The following is a 17,027-nucleotide window of genomic DNA, read 5'->3' as shown; positions in this document are numbered from 1 at the left end:
CTACGGACCCCAGGCAGGGCGGTTGGCCGCGGCGGCCTTGTTGCCCAGCTTGCCTGAACTGACCTGCGCGGCCAGGCTGTCGAGGATCACCCGCGAGCTCAGCAACGCGGTCTGCTCCGCCCAGTCATACGGCGGAGAGCACTCGACCACCTCGATGCCGGCCAGCCCGGGCGCGGAGATCATCTTGACCAGGTTGAGCGCTTCGCGCGGCAGTAGCCCGCCGGGCTCCGGCCAGCCGGTGCCCGGCACGAATCCGGCGTCGATGACGTCGATGTCGAACGACAGGTACACCGCCTTGGCGTCTTTCCAGGCCACCTCGAGCGCGATCTCGGCGATCTTTTCGATACCGACCCGTTCGACATCGCCGACGGTGATCACCGTCGACTTGCGTTCCCGGCCCACTTTGACACCTTCGCGGGGGCTCTGCCAACCGCCGATGCCGATCTGGACCAGATTGGTCGCGGGTGCGTTCTTGATGTTGGTGGCGTGGAACCAAGGGGTGGTGTGCATCCGCTCGTCGAGGTCCGTTTCCTGGGTGTCGACGTGGCGGTCGAAGTGGATGATGCCGACGTTGCCGTCCAGGTAGGGCGCCAAGCCGCGGATGGTGGGGAAGCCGATCGAGTGGTCGCCGCCGAGCACGATCGGCATGACGCCCTTCTGGACGACATGTGCCATGGCTTGGCTGATCTGGTCGAACGATTTCTCCAAATTGCCCGGGATCGTGAACACATCGCCGATGTCGACCATGTTGAGCTGCTCGCGTAGATCCACGCCGGACTCGTAGTTGTAGGTACCGAACAGGTTTGTCGAGCGTCGGATTCCTTGTGGGCCGAACCGGGTGCCGGGCCGGTAGGTGGCGCCGGCGTCGAGGGGGACACCGAAGATCGCGACCTCGGCGTCGCCGACCTCGTTGACGTCCTCGATGAACGGGCACTTGAGAAATGTGCCCCGCTCCCCGGCGAAGTGCGGCTTCTCGCCGCGGACGAATGTCGAGATGGTGCGATCGTTGATCGTCGGGGCGGCATGCAGGCCGTAGCTCAGACCGCGGTCGATTTCCTCGCGTAGTCTGCGGTCGGAAAGCCTGGCCTCGGCCTGCTGGGCCCAGGCGCCTTCGGCATTCGGCAGGGATTGATCCGGTTCATGGGACATCGTCGGCTACTTCTTCGTTTTCACCAGCGCGTCGACCGGGTCGGGTGCGCCTTCGCGGTCCTTGACCACGCGGTATGCCCAATAACCGATGACAAGCGTTATCGCGACGAAGATGGCGGCGAAGTACTGCAGGAACCACGAATCGCCCGTTGGGTTGTAGACCTCTTGGCGCGGCCAGCCGATGTTGATCACCAACAGCGTGCCCAGCACCACCGCGATGAGGTTGACGGGGATGCCCCATTTCCCGAGATCCATGACGGGCGGCCCGTACGACAGGCTTGTGCCGCGCAGTCGATGGATGAGCGCGGGCACCGTCACCATCAGATAAGCGAGATAGACGATCACGACGGACACCGATGCGATCGCAGCAAAGACGCTGGCCTGTCCGAGGTTGACCAGCAGCACACCGATAGCCAGCACGCTGACCGTGACACCGGTGATGACGGGGGTGCCGGTGCGCTTGTTGACCTGGGACAGGAACTTCCCGAACGGCAGCCGATTGTCGCGGGCCATGGAGAACATCACCCGTGAGGCCGAGGCCTGGATAGCCAGCGTTGCCGAGAACATCGCGACGGCGACCAGCGCCAGCAAGGTCTTGCCCAGCCAGGTGCTGAGCTGGCTCTGGATGATCCAGGCCATACCGCCGGTGGCCAGGTCGTCACCGAGGGTGGGCGCCGACATCAGCGCGGCCAGGATCATCAGGCCGCCGCCGACGAACGACACCAGTAGCGCGTTGACGATGGCCTTGGGTGCGGTCCGGCGGGGATCCTTGGTCTCCTCGGAAAGCTCTGCGGCGCTGTCGAATCCGTACATAACGTAGGCGGCCATCAACATCGAGGCCAAAAAGGCGGGAAGGTACTGGATGCCGGAGCCGTGTCCGCCGGTGTCCAGCACGGCCTGTGCGGGTGAACGCTCGGCCTTGACGAACATCGCGATGATGATCAGCACCACGCCGACGATCTCGATCGTCACGCCGGTGACTGTGATCCGGGCCATGAACCGCACACCGGCGGCGCTGATGATGGTGCACAGGATGATCGTGATGCTGCCGAGGATGATCCCGTTGGTGGCGCCGTCGACGGAGAGCGGATCGATGTCGGTCCCGACGAGCTGGAATCCACTCCAGATCGGCGGCAGCACAGTCTGCATGGCGATGGCGAGGGCGGCGATCGAGACGATATAGCCGATCAGCATGAACCAGCCGGCAAACCAGCCGACGGCGTTACCGGCGAGCCGCCTAGACCATTGGTAGATGGCGCCGGCGACCGGAAACTTGCCCGACAGTTCCGCAAAGATCAGGCAGACGCAGAATTGGCAGACGAAGACGATCGGCCAGGTGAAAAAGAATGCCGGGCCGCCGAGCGCAAAACCTAACGGGAAGAAGGCGAATACGGTCGTCAGGATCGAGACGAAGGAGAAGCCGGACGCGAAGGCCGCGTACCCGCCGATGCCACGGTGCAACTCCTGGGTGTAGCCGAGCTCTTCGAGTGTCGATGCGTCTTCCTGCGACGAGATCGCAGGGTCGAATGTGGCGGTCATGCAGCGCTCCTCGTCTCGTGGTCAGACGATGAAAATTAGCCTTGCCGTGGGGCGGTGCGGTTTCGTCGACGTCACCACCGTGTGACCACCGAGTGCGCGGGAGACAATCGACGGCATGGCCGTCGAGTTGCCTCCGGGCGCTGATATCGCTGCTGCCCTCGCCGCGATCGATCGCGCCGACGGAGAGCCCTCGCTGCGCGCCGGATTGGACTGGGCGCGAACGCTGATCGTGGGCGAGTCGCGGGCGTCCACCCCGGCCATGGGCAACGCGGCCAACTGGTCTGCGGTTCTGCGCCATGGTGTCGCCGCCGCGGTGCGATTGACCACTGCTGACCGCTCGATAGCGTGGACGTGGTTCGTCTCGGGCAGCGTCGCCCGCGGGGAGGCGGTCCCCGGTTCGGATGTGGAAACCCTCGTCGCGCTGGGTGACGACGTCGACGCAGACGCCAAGACGGCCGCGCAGGAACTGGCCGCCGAAGTGCACGGGTTGCTCGACCGTTGCGGCATCCGTGGCGACGCCAATGGTGTTCTTGCCAGCCGATCGCGATTCTGTCGCAGGCTGGGCAGCTGGTCGGAGAGCATCGGGCGGTGGGTGGACTCGCCGCGCGAAGACCGGGGTGTGGTGATGACCGGGATCGTCGCCGACTCAGAAGCCGTCTTCAGTGCGATGCGAATTTCCGAAAGTATCTTGCGCACAACGAGTTTGGCTGCCATCGCGACTAACCCGCACGCCCTGCGGTGGATGCTGCAGGACGCGACGGCCGCGCGAACGACCTTTCCGTCCCGGTTACGCACGTTCGCTCTGGGTGCCGATACCGTCGACCTCAAACTTGCGGCGATCGATCCCATCGTCAAGACCGCCCGATGGGCGGCGTTATCGGCGGGGTCGTCGGCGCTGTCTACGCCGGCCCGCCTGGCTGATGCGGCTGAGCGCAACGTTCTCGATTCTGACGATGCATCGACCCTGGATGACTGCTTTCTGCATTTGCTCCGGTTTCGCTGGCAGAGTCGTTGCGCTGCCTGGATCTCCGGGCAGCGTCCTACCGACACTGTCGCGCTGGCGGACCTGGCACCCCATCAGCGGGCGCAGTTGCGAGCCATCGCCCGCGAGGTGGCAGGGATTCGGCGGAAGTTGAGCTACCTGGCGAACACACCGGGAGTTCAGTGACGGTGACCGACAGCCTCAATGCGTTCGGCGGGGTGGCGGAACCGCTGCGCCATGCGATCAACCAGGCGGTCGCGGCGGAGCGGCTCGAGGGCTGGCAGCCGACCACGGACCACGTCGCCGACCTGGTCGCTCTGGCAGGCGCGCAGATGTCGTTCGGTGACTACCTCGCCCGCTACCTCAAGGACATCCAGAGGATCCGTGATCCCCGTCCCAGACGGATATTCCGGCGCCGGCGTCCGTACCTGATTCCCGGAACCTCGGTGCTGCGCAACAATTTCGGCGTCTTTGACGCTGAGCAGTTGCGCGAGCTGGAGTTCGTCTGCACGGCGGCTCGACTGGTGCAGTGGCACATCAAGCTGATCGATGGTGATGTGACGACCGCTGACCTCGACGTCGGACGCCTGCACCAGCATGTATTCGCCGACGTCTACGCCTGGGCGGGGAATTACCGGACAGTTGAGCTGCGCCGTGGTGACACGGCCTTCGCGTGGCAGTCGAGTATCGCCCACGCGGTGTCGGCGGTCGAGCGCGCTGCGCGGCAGCTGGTAGCCGAAAGCCACGACCTGGACATTCCGGGTTTGGCGTACGAGATGTCGGGTCTGTATGCCGAATACAACAGAATCCACCCGTTTCGTGAAGGAAACGGGCGTACCGGGACAGTGCTTCTGCACACGCTGGCCACGCTCTGCGGACGACGGCTGGATCTCGGGACGGTGGCCCGCGACGAGTGGTACCGAGCATCGCGGGAGAGCATGCCCACACGTCGGGACGGCCGTGCCGGCCACCGGCCATTCCTGGCGATATTCGGGCGGGCCTTGCGGTAGACATCGGCGTTGTCGTCACGGCATCTGTTGCTGTAGCTAGTTAATATACGAAACGTCTAGTATCAGTTACCGCGCGGAACACTGAGTGGACTGGGGACTGGGTACCCGACAAGTTAGGGCACACTGACTCGGCTATCCGGCGACCGGCATCGGATACTAGGCGTTCCCAGCGCCCGCGCGAAGCACACAGCCACACAGAGAGCACAGACCGAGGAGAACCTCAGTGACGTACACGATTGCCGAACCCTGCGTCGACATCAAAGACAAGGCATGTATCGAGGAATGCCCCGTCGACTGCATCTACGAGGGCGCACGCATGCTGTACATCCACCCCGACGAGTGCGTCGACTGCGGCGCATGCGAGCCGGTCTGCCCTGTCGAGGCGATCTACTACGAGGACGACGTTCCGGATCAGTGGTCGCAGTACACCCAGATCAACGCCGACTTCTTCGCTGAGCTCGGTTCGCCCGGCGGCGCCTCGAAGGTCGGCCAGACCGACAACGACCCGCAGTCGGTCAAGGACCTGCCGCCGAAGGAAGAGGACTGACGGCTCACATCCCGTTGCGCGCGCGTCGCCGGCCTGTTTCGGCGGCGCTGCCCGTATTTCCGTGGGACACCCTCGCCGAGGTGACGGCCACCGCGCGGGCTCACCCGGGCGGCATCGTCGACCTGTCGGTGGGGACGCCGGTGGACGAGGTGGCTCCCGTCATCCGCGAAGCCCTCGCCGCGGCCAGTAGCGCACCGGGCTATCCGACCACTGCGGGGACGCCGGCGCTGCGGGCGTCGGCGGTGGCCGCGCTGCATCGTCGCTACGGCATCACCGGGCTGGCCGAGCAGGCGGTGTTGCCGGTGATCGGCACCAAAGAGCTGATCGCATGGCTGCCGACCCTGCTGGGTCTGGGCGCCGACGACGTCGTCGTGGTCCCCGAATTGGCGTATCCGACCTATGACGTGGCCGCCCGGCTGGCCGGCGCCACGGTGATCCCGGCCGATTCGGTCACCCAGCTCGGCCCCGAGTCGCCCGCGGTGGTGTTCATCAACTCCCCGAGCAACCCGACGGGCAAGGTGCTGGGCCGCGACCACCTGCGCAAGGTCATCGAATGGGCTCGCGAGCGGGGCGCACTCGTGGTGTCCGACGAGTGCTACCTGGGTCTGGCGTGGGAGGAAGAGCCGACCTCGGTGCTGCATTCCTCGGTCAGCGGTGGTGACCACACCGGCCTACTGGCCGTGCACTCGCTGTCGAAGACCTCGTCGCTGGCGGGGTATCGCGCGGGCTTCGTCGCCGGCGACCCCGATGTGGTCGCCGAGCTGCTGGCTGTGCGTAAGCACGCCGGGATGATGGTGCCGACGCCGGTGCAGGCCGCGATGGTGGCCGCGCTCGACGACGATGCTCATGAAATCGAACAGCGGCAGCGCTACGCGCGCCGCCGCGATGTCTTGCTTGCCGCCGTGCGATCGGCGGGTTTCACCGTCGACCATTCCGAGGCAGGACTGTACTTGTGGGCCACTCGCGGTGAGCCCTGCCGGACGACACTGTCCTGGCTGGCCCAGCGTGGCATTTTGGTGGCGCCCGGGGAGTTCTACGGAGCTCGGGGTGCCCAGCACGTTCGGATGGCTCTGACCGCAACCGACGAACGAATCGCCGCCGCGGCGGAGCGGTTGAGCTAAGCGCTAGCTCAACCGCCCCGCCCTAAGCGGGGGTCAGAAACTTCTGCTCAGTTCATGTTCCAGGGTTCGCCGTAGGTGGTGACGCTGTCACCGGCCTTGGAGATCAGGCGAGCGAACGGGCGCAGGAGCACGCCGCCGGCGGCACCGGTGACGGTGCCGTGGGCGTTGGCCACGGCGACCGAGCCGTTGGGGCCCGAGACGTCCACCGAGAAGGTGGCGACTTCCTGGATGCCGGGGCCGTTGCCCAGGTCAGCGCTGATCGACACACCCGGGAACAGGTTCGGGGTGATGACCGAGCCCAGCGGGTTGAAGCCCGTCGGGGAGATGTTCGCGTCGTCGAGCAGGATGTTGGGGGTGGTGTAGCTGAAGTTGATGCCCACACCCAGCGACCACGGGAAGCCGACCTGGTAGCCCAGTTCCAAGGTGCCCGCGAACTCGTCCGAACCCGGGCCGACCACGCTGTAGACGGCCTTGCCGGAGTGGAACCACTCACGAGTCAGCCTGTTGCGGTCCAGGGGGAACACGCCGTTGAGGAAGGTGTCCCACTGCTGAATCGTCATGGTGCGGCCACCGCCGTCAACCAGACTCAATTCGTTGTCCAGGCCGGCGTGTGAGGTGCCGGTCCCGACGAAGAGCGCCGCGACGGCGGCGATCATCGCCACCAGCACTCGACCCATGTATTTCATGCTGACCCCTTGGTGCTTAGTGGTTCGACGGTGATCGGGGGCCCGTTCACCGGTGTTTCTGGCGTCGTGACGGGCGGTGGGTCCCGGGCGCGGCAGATACCGCGTGACGGGGCTCACAGCCAGTTATGACAAATGCCTCATCGGCAACAGATGCAACATTGTTACCAAAATTCTGCTTTTTTGCAGTCTTTACGGCGCGGCTGCTTGACGGCGCAGGTCAGGCGGTTGCGCGCAGGCTCAGGGACAGCAGCAGGCGGACGTCCGGATCGGCCAGCGACGTGGCCAGCACCTGCTCGATGCGCCGCACCCGGTATCGGACCGTGTTGGGATGCACGTGCAGCGCCGCCGCGGCCGTCGCGACGTCGCCGAAGCTGTCCAGATACACCCCGAGTGTCTGCGCCAGCGCGGGCTCGGCCTCACGCAGCCGGCGCACCCGCGGATCGACCAGCCGCTCGTCGGCGGCCACCATGGTGACGATCTCGTCGAGCAACACCGTCGTGCGGGCTTCGGCCAGGGTGGTCACCTGGCCGAAAATCGGATGGCGTTGCGCGCTGTCGAAGACGCGGTCGATCTCGCGGCGGGCGCCGGCGACGGCACCCAGGCCCGCGATCGGGGCGGCGATCACCGCGCGCAGATCCAGGCCGAGCTCGGTGCGCAACGCGCCGATCGTCCCGCGGATCCACGACACCACCGCGGCGGTGCGCCCGGAGTCCGGCAACACCACGTAGACCCGCGACCCGTTGCCGGCCACCTGGGCGTCGGGGCGAAAAGCGCTGGCGCTCAAGGCCAGAATGTCGGTCATACGGGGATCGGGTTCGCCGGCGACGAAGCCGATCACGGCCGCCCGCCCGTCGAGGGGGACGTCGAGTTCACGCGCCAGCGTGGCCAGGTCCGTCTCGTCGGCGTCGGCCAGGCCGAGCAGTTGTTGGACGGCGAGCAGGTGCGGCGACGGCCGCGCGGCCAGCCGGGCCATGATCCGGGCGGCCAGCACGGCCGCACCGCGCAACACCTCCTCGGCGTCCTCGGCCAGCGGTCGCGCGCCCTGCTGCACCCAGATGGTGCCGGAGAAAACGTCGCCCCGGGAGTCTTGTCGGTGGACGCCGATCGCGAGCCGCGGCCGTAGGCCCAGTTCGGGGCGCTCGTCCACCGCCACCACGTCCGCGCCGGCGCGCAGCCGGTCGAAGATTCCCCATTGTGCGATCCACCGCAGATGCTCGGGTGGGCCCGCGCGCCCGAGGATCGAGAGCCGCCGCAATTCGTCGGCTTCGTCGTTGGACGCGGAGTACGCCAGCACATGCGACTGGGCGTCCTCGATGCTGACCATGCCGTGGGTACGGTCGGCGATCGACTGTGCGAGGGCGAACAGGTCGGTTCCCGAATCGGTCACCGAATCGGTTCTGCGGTGTTCGAAGACATGGTTGACCAGGCGATACAACCGTTCCCAGCGAGCCTTGGGATCGACGGCGACCACGGCGGTGCCTGCCGCGACCGCCCGGGTAACCACGGCGTCGGAGGGCTCTTTGACGAAGATCGCCGCCGGGGAGCCGTGCGCGGCGATCTGGCGGTCCAGCCATCGGGAAGCATCGGCATCGGAGATCCCGAGCAGGAAGAACACATCCGCCGAACCCGCGCTGACCGACAGACCGAGTCGCACGTCGTCTGCGTCGATCAGTGCGGCCGACCGTACCGGGCGGTCCAGCCCCCGCGGTGCCTCGACGAGTCGGACCAGCGTCGCATCCAGGGCCAACACCAGTTGGCCCAGCCCGACACCGGCTTCGCGCATGTTGTCCGATGCTACTAGCTGAGGGCGCCAAGCTTGTCCGATCTACCAACAGTTTGGCGCGTGCCGGGCGCGATCCTGAACTGCATGGACGCCCGTACCGAAGTTCCCGCGCCGGCCAATGAGCCGGTTCACGAATTCGCACCTCACTCCGCCGAGCGGGCCCGCCTCACCGCGGCCCTGCACGATCTGTCCACCCACCCGATCGATCTGCCGCACGTCATCGGCGGCCGCCACCGGCTGGGCGACGGCGAGCGCATCGACGTCGTCCAGCCCCACCGGCACAGTTCCCGGCTGGGCACCCTGTCCAACGGCACTGTCGCCGACGCCATGGCCGCGGTCGAGGCGGCAATGACCGCCAAACACGAGTGGGCCGCGACCCCGTTCGACGACCGCGCCGCGGTCTTCCTGCGCGCTGCCGACCTGCTGGCCGGGCCATGGCGGGAGAAGATCGCCGCCGCCACCATGCTGGGCCAGTCCAAGACCGCCTACCAGGCCGAGATCGACGCCCCCTGCGAACTTGTCGACTTCTGGCGCTTCAACGTCGCGTTCGCCCGCCAGATCCTGGCCCAGCAGCCGATCAGCGGCCCGGGCGTATGGAATCGCTCCGACTACCGGCCGCTGGACGGCTTCGTCTACGCCGTCACCCCGTTCAACTTCACCGCGATCGCGGGCAACCTGCCGACAGCGCCAGCGTTGATGGGCAACACCGTGGTGTGGAAGCCGTCGATCACCCAGACCTTCGCCGCCTACCTGACGATGCAACTGCTGGAGGCGGCCGGCCTGCCTGCCGGAGTGATCAACCTGGTGGCCGGTGACGGGTATGCGGTCTCGGATGTGGTGCTCGCCGATCGCCGGCTGTCCGGCATTCACTTCACCGGTTCCACCGCCACCTTCCAGCACCTGTGGCGAGAAGTCGGCACCCGCATCGCCGACTACGACAGCTACCCGCGCCTGGTGGGGGAGACCGGCGGCAAGGACTTCGTCGTCGCGCACAGTTCGGCGAATCCGGATGTGTTGCGCACCGCGCTGATTCGCGGTGCCTTCGACTATCAGGGCCAGAAATGCTCGGCGGCCTCGCGGGCATTCATCCCGCGTTCGGTGTGGCAGACGATGGGTGATGACTTCCTCGGTGCCACCGAGGCGCTGCGCTACGGCGACGTCGCCGACCTGTCGAACTACGGCGGAGCGGTCATCGACGCCCGCGCGTTCGCCAAGAGTTCCCGTGCCTTGGAGCGGGCCAAGAGCGCCCCGGGTGTCACCGTCGCCGTCGGCGGTGAATGTGACGACAGCGAAGGCTATTTCGTCCGCCCGACCGTTCTGCTGTCCGACGACCCGACCGACGAGGCGTTCTCAACGGAGTACTTCGGCCCGATCCTGGCCGTCCACGTCTACCCCGACGACGGGTTCGACGCAGTCCTCGATGTCGTCGACGGCGGCTCGCGCTACGCGCTGACCGGCGCGGTGATCGCCGACGATCGGGCCGCCATCCAGACGGCGGCCGATCGGCTGCGATTCGCCGCGGGCAACTTCTACGTCAACGACAAGCCGACCGGAGCGGTGGTGGGGCAGCAGCCGTTCGGCGGTTCGCGGGCTTCGGGCACCAATGACAAGGCCGGCTCACCGCTGAACCTGTTGCGCTGGACCTCGGCGCGCTCCGTCAAGGAGACGTTCGTCCCGCCGACCGATCACACCTACGCGCACATGGGGGTGCAGTGATGAGCGTGTTCACGAGCGTCGCGCGGCCGGCCATTCTGGCCGCCAGCCGGTCAAACCGGTTGCGGCACAGCGCTGAACGCATGCCCGTCACACGCGACGTCGTCGGTCGGTTCGTGCCCGGCGAAACCGTCGACGACGCGCTGGCGGCGGTCAGCGCCCTGCGTGACTCGGACCGTTTGGTCAGTGTCGACTACCTCGGTGAGGACGTCACCGACGTCGACGCAGCCGAGGCCACCGTCAAGGCCTACCTGCACCTGCTCGACGCGCTGGGCGCCCGGGGGGAGAGCCGCGACGCAGCGGCGCGGCCACTGGAGGTGTCGCTGAAACTCTCCGCGCTCGGCCAGGCGCTACCCGTCGACGGCGACACGATCGCCTTCGGGAACGCCCACACCATCTGCCGGCGGGCGCAGCAGGTCGGTGCATGGGTCACCGTCGACGCCGAGGATCACACCACCACCGACTCGACGTTGTCGATCGTGCGACAGTTGCGCACCGAATTCCCCTGGCTCGGAACGGTTCTGCAGGCCTACCTCAAACGCACCGAGGCCGACTGTGCCGAGTTCGCGGCGTCCGGCGCGAGGATCCGGCTCTGCAAGGGCGCCTACGACGAACCGGCATCGGTGGCCTATCGCGACGCGGGCGAGGTCAGCGAGTCCTACCTGCGCTGTCTGCGGACGCTGATGGCCGGCGAGGGATACCCGATGGTCGCCTCGCATGACCCGGCCATCGTCACCGCGGCGGGGGAATTGGCGCGCAAATTCGGCCGCGGCGTAGCCGAATTCGAATATCAGATGCTCTACGGTATCCGGGATATCGAGCAGCGCCGGCTGGCGGCCGAGGGTAATCACGTGCGGGTGTACGTGCCGTTCGGCACCCAGTGGTACGGGTATTTCGTCCGCCGGCTTGCCGAACGACCCGCCAACCTGATGTTCTTCCTACGAGCACTGACACACCGGCACTGATACTCCCTGGTCGCTGCGCTCCTGCCCGCGGCATTGATTACTCCCGGGTCGCTGCGCTCCTGCCCGCCGGACGAAAGTGAAAGGCCCCACCGCTGAGCGCACTGGACGTCGTCACCTTGCTGATCGCCGGTGTGCTGGGAGGGTTGGCCGGCAGCATCGCCGGATTCGCGTCGGTGGCCACCTATCCGGCTCTGCTTGCCGTCGGGCTTGCGCCAGTGGCAGCCAACGTCACCAACACGGTGGCCCTGGTGTTCAACGGCATCGGCTCGGCGTGGGGTTCGCGCCCCGAACTCGCCGGACAGGGGCGCTTTCTGGCGCGGATGGCACCGCTTGCGGCCATCGGCGGTGGCGCAGGTGCGACGCTGCTGCTGACCACCCCGGCAGACGCGTTCGAGAAGGTGGTTCCGGTGCTGCTCGGGGTGGCCTCACTGGCGATCGTCGTGCCGCGCGGCACCGCGCACCCAGCGCGCCGCCGCCGTGCGGTAGTGGTGGCCGAGATGGCTGCGATCTTCGCGATCGCGCTCTACGGCGGCTACTTCGGCGCGGCAGCCGGTGTGCTCTTCCTGGCGCTGCTGCTCAACGCCGGGTCGGACAGCCTGGCGCACGCCAACGCCGCCAAGAACGTCCTGCTCGGGCTGGCCAACACCGTGGCCGCAGTGCTGTTCGCGGTGTTGGCGCCCGTGCACTGGGGCGCGATGCTCGCGCTAGGCCTCGGCGGCCTGATCGGATCGCGGCTGGGACCCATCGTCGTCCGCCACACGCCCGCCACCCCGTTGCGGATTCTCATCGGTGTGGCCGGGCTGGTCCTGGCTGTCAAGCTCGGCGTCGACGCCTACCGCTGAGCGTGGCGCCAGCGCCACCAGGGCCACTCCCACGGCGAATCCGACACTAGCGGCGACCGGAAAACGTCCGTCGGGTGCGAACCCGACGACGGCGAACACCGATATCGTCACAGCGACCGTGACGGTGCCGGCGAACAGCAGTGCTTCGCCCAGCCAGGGCGGAACGCCGACCGTGATGGTCGGCAACGGGGCGGAGAACAACCGTCGGCCCCACCACAACACCGCGAGCTCGACCATCGTCGCCACCGCCAGGATCGCCACCCACTCCAGACGGAACCACCACCAGGCGCTCGTGCCGAGCGTGGGTTGCGGCAGCAGGCCGGTCGGGTACCCGACCACCGCCACGATTACCACCGGAATCATGTGCCACAGGTACAGCGCCATCACGTTGTCGTTGGCGATGATCAGAATGCGTCCGGCACGAGCCGATTTCAACGCCCGATTCACCAAGGGCGCGGCGGCCAGTGCCAGCCCGGCTTGAAGCCCACCCAGCGCCAGCAACGCCAGATTGGGCGGCCCGGTGTTGTCCACCGTCTGGCCGGGAACACCGATCATGCTGACGGGGTAGGGCCCCACGGTGATCAGCAGCGCCAGCGCGATCGCCGAACAGCCGGCCAGTGCGATCGCCACCCGCCCGCGCAACATGCCGCCATGCCACGCGATTCCGAGCTGATAGAGCACTCCCCACACCAGCAGATGGTTCAGCCAGCCGACATAGGGCAGGTGGGCGCCGATGGTTGCGATATCGATCAGCGTGACCGCCAGCGTCATCGTGACCGGCACCCGCAGACCCCAGCGCCGGTGCGCGGCCACCGCAACGGGCGTCAGTGCGACCACCAGAACGTAGATGCCCAGGAACCACAGGTGCATGGCCACCGCCCACGCGCCGAAGTCCAGCGCCGAACTCGCCACGCCGACGCCGCGCAGCACCACCACGACCAGCAGTGCGAACGCGATGTAGACCGCCGTCGGCCCGAGCGGGCGCACCAGGCGGCGGCGCAGCCAGACCTGCCGGGGCTCGTCGGCGCTGCGGTGGCTCCACGACACCGCACTGGCGTAACCGGCCACCACGAAGAACACCGGCACGACCTGGAAGATCAACGTCAACCACTGCGTCCAGGGCAGCTCGACGAGCGGGTTCTCCCGCCAGAACGCGCCGTCGGAGAACGTCAGGGCCGCTGCCACCCAATGCCCGACCACGACGAACAGCAGTGCGCACACCCGATATAGGTCCATCGAATGGTTGCGCGCCGCCGTCGGGGTATCAGTCATCGATGTCCATTGTGCGTGCTGCCGGCTCAGCCCGGGGACGCCGCGACCGGCCTGACCACGCTGCCGCGGCGGGGGATCAGGCAATCTCACCTGTCACATCTCGGCGATGACGCGCCGGTCAGGCTTGTAAAAGACCACTCAGTAGCAACTGTCCGTATGCCGCGATGGACTGGGCGTCGGTGATCTCTCCGGTGCGGACCATCTCCTCGAACCGGGTGCGTTCGAACCATTCGAAGTGCATGTCCTGCTCCTCGTGCTCGCGCTCGGGTTCACCTTCGGTGATGTCGGTGGCCAGGAACACCCAGCCGCGTTGGCTGCTCATCCCCGCCGCGATGTCGAGGCGGCCGAGGATGACGAACGTGCCCGCGGTCAGGCCGGTCTCTTCGCGTAGTTCGCGCACCGCGAGTTCGGCCGGTTCGACGTCTGCGCGGTCCGGGGCGGTGCCTTGGGGGAATTCCCAGCGGCGCTCACCCAGCGGATAACGGTACTGCTCGACCAGCGCGAGCCGATCGCCGTCGACAGCGATGATCAGCGCGTAGTCCGGCTTGTCGACGACGCCGTAGATGCCGGCGGAACCGTCCGGCCGCCGAATGCTGTCCTCACGCACCGTCATCCAGTTGTTGCGGTAGACCTCGCGGGACGACACCTGCGTGATGGGCTTCATCAGGCCAGTATCGGGGTAGCGTCGCGAGCGTGTTGCTGGCCTCCCTGAATCCGGCCGCCGTCGCAGCCGGAGCCGACATCGGCGACGCCGTGCGTATCGACGGCGCCGTGCTGTCTCGTAGTGATCTCGTCGGAGCGGCCACCTCGGTCGCTGAGCGGGTCGGCGGCGCCGGCCGGGTAGCCGTGCTGGCCACCCCGACCGCCGCCACCGTGCTCGCCGTGACGGGATGCCTGATCGCCGGGGTGCCGTTCGTGCCGGTGCCCCCCGACGTGGGCGTCGCCGAACGGGCGCACATCCTGACCGACTCCGGCGCGCAGGCCTGGCTGGGGGAGCGGCCCGCCGACTCCGGTGGCCTGCCGCACGTGCCGGTCCGGCTGCACGCCCGGTCGTGGCATCGCTACGGCGAACCATCCTGGGATGCCACCGCCATGGTGATGTACACCTCCGGCACCACCGGGCTGCCCAAGGGTGTACTGATCAGCCGGCGGGCCATCGCCGCCGATATCGACGCGCTGGCCCAGGCCTGGCAGTGGAGTCCCGACGACACCCTGGTGCACGGGCTGCCGCTGTTTCACGTCCACGGTTTGATCCTCGGCTTGCTCGGCTCGTTGCGAATCGGAAATCGCTTCGTGCACACCGGAAAACCCACCCCGGCCGGGTACGCGGCCGCCGGTGGCTCGTTGTACTTCGGCGTTCCCACGGTGTGGTCCCGGGTGGCCGCCGACGCCGATGCCGCCGCCGCGCTGTCCTGCGCGCGGCTGCTGGTATCGGGCAGTGCGCCGCTGCCGGTGCCGGTGTTCAACCAGCTGGCCGAGCTGACCGGCCACCTACCCGTGGAGCGGTACGGCAGCACCGAGGCGCTGATCACGCTGAGCACCAGGTCCGACGGCGAGCGGCGCCCCGGCTGGGTCGGCCTACCGCTGACCGGGGTACAGACCCGGCTGGTATGCGAGGACGGTTCGATTGCCGAGCATGACGCCGAAACCATTGGCAGCCTTCAGCTCAAGGCGCCCACGCTGTTCGACGGTTATCTCAACCGGCCCGACGCCACCGCCGAGGCGTTCGAGCCCGACGGGTGGTATCGCACCGGAGACGCCGCCGTCATCGACCACGCCGGCATGCACCGAATCGTCGGGCGTGAGTCGGTGGACCTGATCAAGTCCGGTGGTTTCCGGGTCGGTGCCGGTGAGGTCGAGACGGTGCTGCTGGGTCATCCCGCCGTCGACGAGGTGGCCGTGGTGGGGCTGCCCGACGACGACCTCGGCCAGCGCATCGTCGCGTTCGTGGTCGGCGACGCCAACGCCGATGAGCTGATTGCGTATGTGGCCGAACAGCTTTCGACTCATAAACGGCCGCGGGAGGTGCGGCTGGTCGACTCGCTGCCGCGCAACGCGATGGGCAAAGTGGTGAAAAAGGAGCTCATGAAGTGACGCTGCGGTTCAGCGAGATCTGCATCGACGCCCACGACATCCATGCGCTGTCCTCGTGGTGGTCGACGGTGCTGGGCTGGCCGGCTGCGCCCACCGAGGACGGCGACGTCGCGCTGCGTGCGCCCGCCGGCGCCGACTGGTTGTTCTTGGCAGTCCCCGACGGCAAGGTAGTCAAGAACCGCATCCACTTCGACTTCACACCCGACGACCAACAGGCTGAGGTCGAGCGGGTGCTGGCGCTGGGCGCGCGCCATGTCGACATCGGTCAGGGCGAACAGAGCTGGGTGGTGCTGGCCGATCCTGAGGGCAACGAATTCTGCATCCTGGCTGCCGATTAGTTGGCGTGCAGTGCCTCATTGAGTGCGATGCCCTTACCATCGCGGGCCACCACCTCGACCGCGCCGGTCACCGAATTGCGCCGGAAGAGAAGGTTGTTCGCGCCGGAGAACTCGCGAGCCTTCACCGTCGTCCCGTCCGGGGTGGTGACCTTGGTGCCCGCCGTCACGTACAGGCCGGCCTCGATGATGCAGTCGTCGCCCAATGAGATGCCCAGACCTGCGTTGGCGCCCAGCAGGCAGCGCTTGCCCACCGAGATCACCTGGGTGCCACCACCGGACAGCGTGCCCATGATCGAGGCGCCGCCACCCACGTCGGAGCCGTCGCCGACAACCACGCCCGCCGAGATGCGGCCCTCCACCATCGAGGTGCCCAGCGTGCCGGCATTGAAGTTCACGAAGCCCTCGTGCATGACGGTGGTGCCCGGCGCCAGGTGCGCGCCCAGGCGGACACGGTCGGCGTCGGCGATCCGCACCCCGCTCGGTACCACGTAGTCGACCATCCGCGGGAACTTGTCGATGCCGTAGACCGTCACCGTGCCGCGGCGGCGCAGCCGCACCCGAACCTCCTCGAAGCCTTCGATCTGGCACGGCCCGAAGTTGGTCCACACCACATTGGTCAGCGTGCCGAAGATGCCGTCCAGGTTCAGCCCGTGCGGCTCGACCAGTCGGTGGGAGAGCAGGTGCAGCCGCAGATAGGCGTCATAGGCGTCGGTGGGTTTGTCGTTCAGGTCGGCGATCACCGTGCGCACCACGACGGTCTCCACCCCGCGCGCCGCGTCGGGTCCGGCCAGCGCCGCCAGATCCTCAGGCGCGTCGTCGGCGCCCAGCCGCGTGCTGCCCGCCGGACTGTAGGCGCCCAGTTCAGGATCCGGGAACCAGGCGTCCAGGACGGTGCCGTCCTCGGTGATGGTGGCCAATCCGACGCCCGCAGCAGAAGTCACGGTGCTCCACCGTAATACATTCGCACCGCCCGCTAGCCTGGGAAG

At 67.5% G+C, this 17,027-nt stretch carries 15 protein-coding genes and 1 pseudogene; 9 read left to right on the top strand and 7 right to left on the bottom strand.

Features of this window, described 5'->3' with window-relative positions:
* Both CG716_RS08770 and CG716_RS08765 read right to left on the bottom strand, forming a co-directional pair.
* Nucleotides 1-1,149, bottom strand: a complete 1,149-nt coding sequence (locus tag CG716_RS08770; protein ID WP_094478540.1) for an agmatinase family protein — start codon at nt 1,147-1,149, stop codon at nt 1-3.
* A gap of 6 nt (nt 1,150-1,155) precedes the next feature.
* Nucleotides 1,156-2,688 (bottom strand): amino acid permease, encoded by a 1,533-nt coding sequence (locus tag CG716_RS08765; protein ID WP_094478538.1) that lies wholly within the window; start codon nt 2,686-2,688, stop codon nt 1,156-1,158.
* Between the two features lie 115 nt (nt 2,689-2,803).
* Here CG716_RS08765 and CG716_RS08760 point away from each other — a divergent pair, with 115 nt between their 5' ends.
* The 4 genes from CG716_RS08760 to dapC all read left to right on the top strand — a co-directional run bounded on the left by CG716_RS08760 (nt 2,804) and on the right by dapC (nt 6,348).
* Nucleotides 2,804-3,856 (top strand): putative nucleotidyltransferase substrate binding domain-containing protein, encoded by a 1,053-nt coding sequence (locus CG716_RS08760; RefSeq protein ID WP_094478536.1) that lies wholly within the window; start codon nt 2,804-2,806, stop codon nt 3,854-3,856.
* On the top strand, nt 3,853-4,680 hold the full coding sequence (locus CG716_RS08755) for a Fic family protein (RefSeq protein ID WP_234817764.1): 828 nt from the start codon (nt 3,853-3,855) through the stop codon (nt 4,678-4,680). The genes CG716_RS08760 and CG716_RS08755 overlap by 4 nt, the downstream gene beginning before the upstream one ends.
* 223 nt (nt 4,681-4,903) lie before the next feature.
* On the top strand, nt 4,904-5,227 hold the full coding sequence (gene fdxA / locus CG716_RS08750) for a ferredoxin (RefSeq protein ID WP_094478534.1): 324 nt from the start codon (nt 4,904-4,906) through the stop codon (nt 5,225-5,227).
* Nucleotides 5,228-5,241: 14 nt separating this feature from the next.
* Nucleotides 5,242-6,348: a succinyldiaminopimelate transaminase gene (gene dapC, locus CG716_RS08745; protein ID WP_094478532.1), complete on the top strand. Its 1,107-nt coding sequence runs from the start codon at nt 5,242-5,244 to the stop codon at nt 6,346-6,348.
* 47 nt (nt 6,349-6,395) lie between these two features.
* Here the strand turns inward: dapC and CG716_RS08740 are convergent, their stop codons facing one another.
* Both CG716_RS08740 and CG716_RS08735 read right to left on the bottom strand, forming a co-directional pair.
* The gene (locus tag CG716_RS08740; protein ID WP_094478530.1) at nt 6,396-7,034 is read right to left on the bottom strand and encodes a porin MspA; all 639 of its coding nucleotides are present in this window, start codon (nt 7,032-7,034) and stop codon (nt 6,396-6,398) included.
* 217 nt (nt 7,035-7,251) lie between these two features.
* The gene (locus CG716_RS08735) at nt 7,252-8,817 is read right to left on the bottom strand and encodes a PucR family transcriptional regulator (RefSeq protein WP_094478528.1); all 1,566 of its coding nucleotides are present in this window, start codon (nt 8,815-8,817) and stop codon (nt 7,252-7,254) included.
* Between the two features lie 84 nt (nt 8,818-8,901).
* On the opposite strand from CG716_RS08735, the gene pruA reads away from it, so the two are divergent.
* From pruA to CG716_RS30710, 3 genes and pseudogenes are all read left to right on the top strand, one after another.
* A complete protein-coding gene (gene pruA / locus CG716_RS08730) occupies nt 8,902-10,533 on the top strand; it encodes an L-glutamate gamma-semialdehyde dehydrogenase (protein WP_094478956.1) in 1,632 nt (543 codons plus the stop codon).
* Nucleotides 10,533-11,495, top strand: coding sequence for a proline dehydrogenase family protein (locus CG716_RS08725; RefSeq protein WP_094478526.1), 963 nt, complete (start codon nt 10,533-10,535; stop codon nt 11,493-11,495). Before pruA ends, CG716_RS08725 begins: the two co-directional genes overlap by 1 nt.
* 131 nt (nt 11,496-11,626) lie before the next feature.
* Nucleotides 11,627-12,256, top strand: a pseudogene (locus tag CG716_RS30710) (sulfite exporter TauE/SafE family protein); the annotation flags it as partial.
* On the opposite strand, the gene CG716_RS08715 reads toward CG716_RS30710, so the two are convergent.
* Together CG716_RS08715 and CG716_RS08710 are read right to left on the bottom strand one after the other, a co-directional pair.
* Entirely contained in the window at nt 12,200-13,609 is a 1,410-nt protein-coding gene (locus CG716_RS08715; protein ID WP_308210456.1) for an acyltransferase family protein, read from the bottom strand. The pseudogene CG716_RS30710 and the gene CG716_RS08715 sit on opposite strands and share 57 nt — an antisense overlap.
* Nucleotides 13,610-13,727: 118 nt before the next feature.
* Nucleotides 13,728-14,273: an NUDIX domain-containing protein gene (locus tag CG716_RS08710; protein ID WP_094478524.1), complete on the bottom strand. Its 546-nt coding sequence runs from the start codon at nt 14,271-14,273 to the stop codon at nt 13,728-13,730.
* 29 nt (nt 14,274-14,302) lie between these two features.
* Here CG716_RS08710 and CG716_RS08705 point away from each other — a divergent pair, with 29 nt between their 5' ends.
* Nucleotides 14,303-15,703 carry an acyl-CoA synthetase gene (locus CG716_RS08705; RefSeq protein ID WP_094478522.1) on the top strand — a complete coding sequence of 467 codons (1,401 nt, stop codon included), beginning with the start codon at nt 14,303-14,305 and terminating at the stop codon, nt 15,701-15,703.
* Complete coding sequence (locus CG716_RS08700) at nt 15,700-16,041, top strand: VOC family protein (RefSeq protein WP_094478520.1); 342 nt, start codon at nt 15,700-15,702, stop codon at nt 16,039-16,041. The genes CG716_RS08705 and CG716_RS08700 overlap by 4 nt, the downstream gene beginning before the upstream one ends.
* Here the strand turns inward: CG716_RS08700 and dapD are convergent.
* Complete coding sequence (dapD, locus tag CG716_RS08695; RefSeq protein WP_094478518.1) at nt 16,038-16,982, bottom strand: 2,3,4,5-tetrahydropyridine-2,6-dicarboxylate N-succinyltransferase; 945 nt, start codon at nt 16,980-16,982, stop codon at nt 16,038-16,040. The genes CG716_RS08700 and dapD overlap by 4 nt on opposite strands.
* Nucleotides 16,983-17,027: the final 45 nt, after the last annotated feature.

The sequence above is a fragment of the Mycolicibacterium sphagni genome, from assembly GCF_002250655.1.
Lineage (GTDB): Bacteria > Actinomycetota > Actinomycetes > Mycobacteriales > Mycobacteriaceae > Mycobacterium > Mycobacterium sphagni.
The sequence above is the reverse complement of the archived record's forward strand: the minus strand, read 5'-3'. Positions and strand labels throughout refer to the sequence as shown.

Coding starts and splice junctions, on each gene's coding strand:
- CG716_RS08765 (WP_094478538.1), bottom strand. CDS start 2,688: ATGACCGCCACATTCGACCCTGCGATCTCGTCGCAGGAAGACGCATCG.
- CG716_RS08725 (WP_094478526.1), top strand. CDS start 10,533: ATGAGCGTGTTCACGAGCGTCGCGCGGCCGGCCATTCTGGCCGCCAGC.
- pruA (WP_094478956.1), top strand. CDS start 8,902: ATGGACGCCCGTACCGAAGTTCCCGCGCCGGCCAATGAGCCGGTTCAC.
- CG716_RS08760 (WP_094478536.1), top strand. CDS start 2,804: ATGGCCGTCGAGTTGCCTCCGGGCGCTGATATCGCTGCTGCCCTCGCC.
- CG716_RS08715 (WP_308210456.1), bottom strand. CDS start 13,609: ATGACTGATACCCCGACGGCGGCGCGCAACCATTCGATGGACCTATAT.
- CG716_RS08770 (WP_094478540.1), bottom strand. CDS start 1,149: ATGTCCCATGAACCGGATCAATCCCTGCCGAATGCCGAAGGCGCCTGG.
- CG716_RS08735 (WP_094478528.1), bottom strand. CDS start 8,817: ATGCGCGAAGCCGGTGTCGGGCTGGGCCAACTGGTGTTGGCCCTGGAT.
- CG716_RS08740 (WP_094478530.1), bottom strand. CDS start 7,034: ATGAAATACATGGGTCGAGTGCTGGTGGCGATGATCGCCGCCGTCGCG.
- CG716_RS08710 (WP_094478524.1), bottom strand. CDS start 14,273: ATGAAGCCCATCACGCAGGTGTCGTCCCGCGAGGTCTACCGCAACAAC.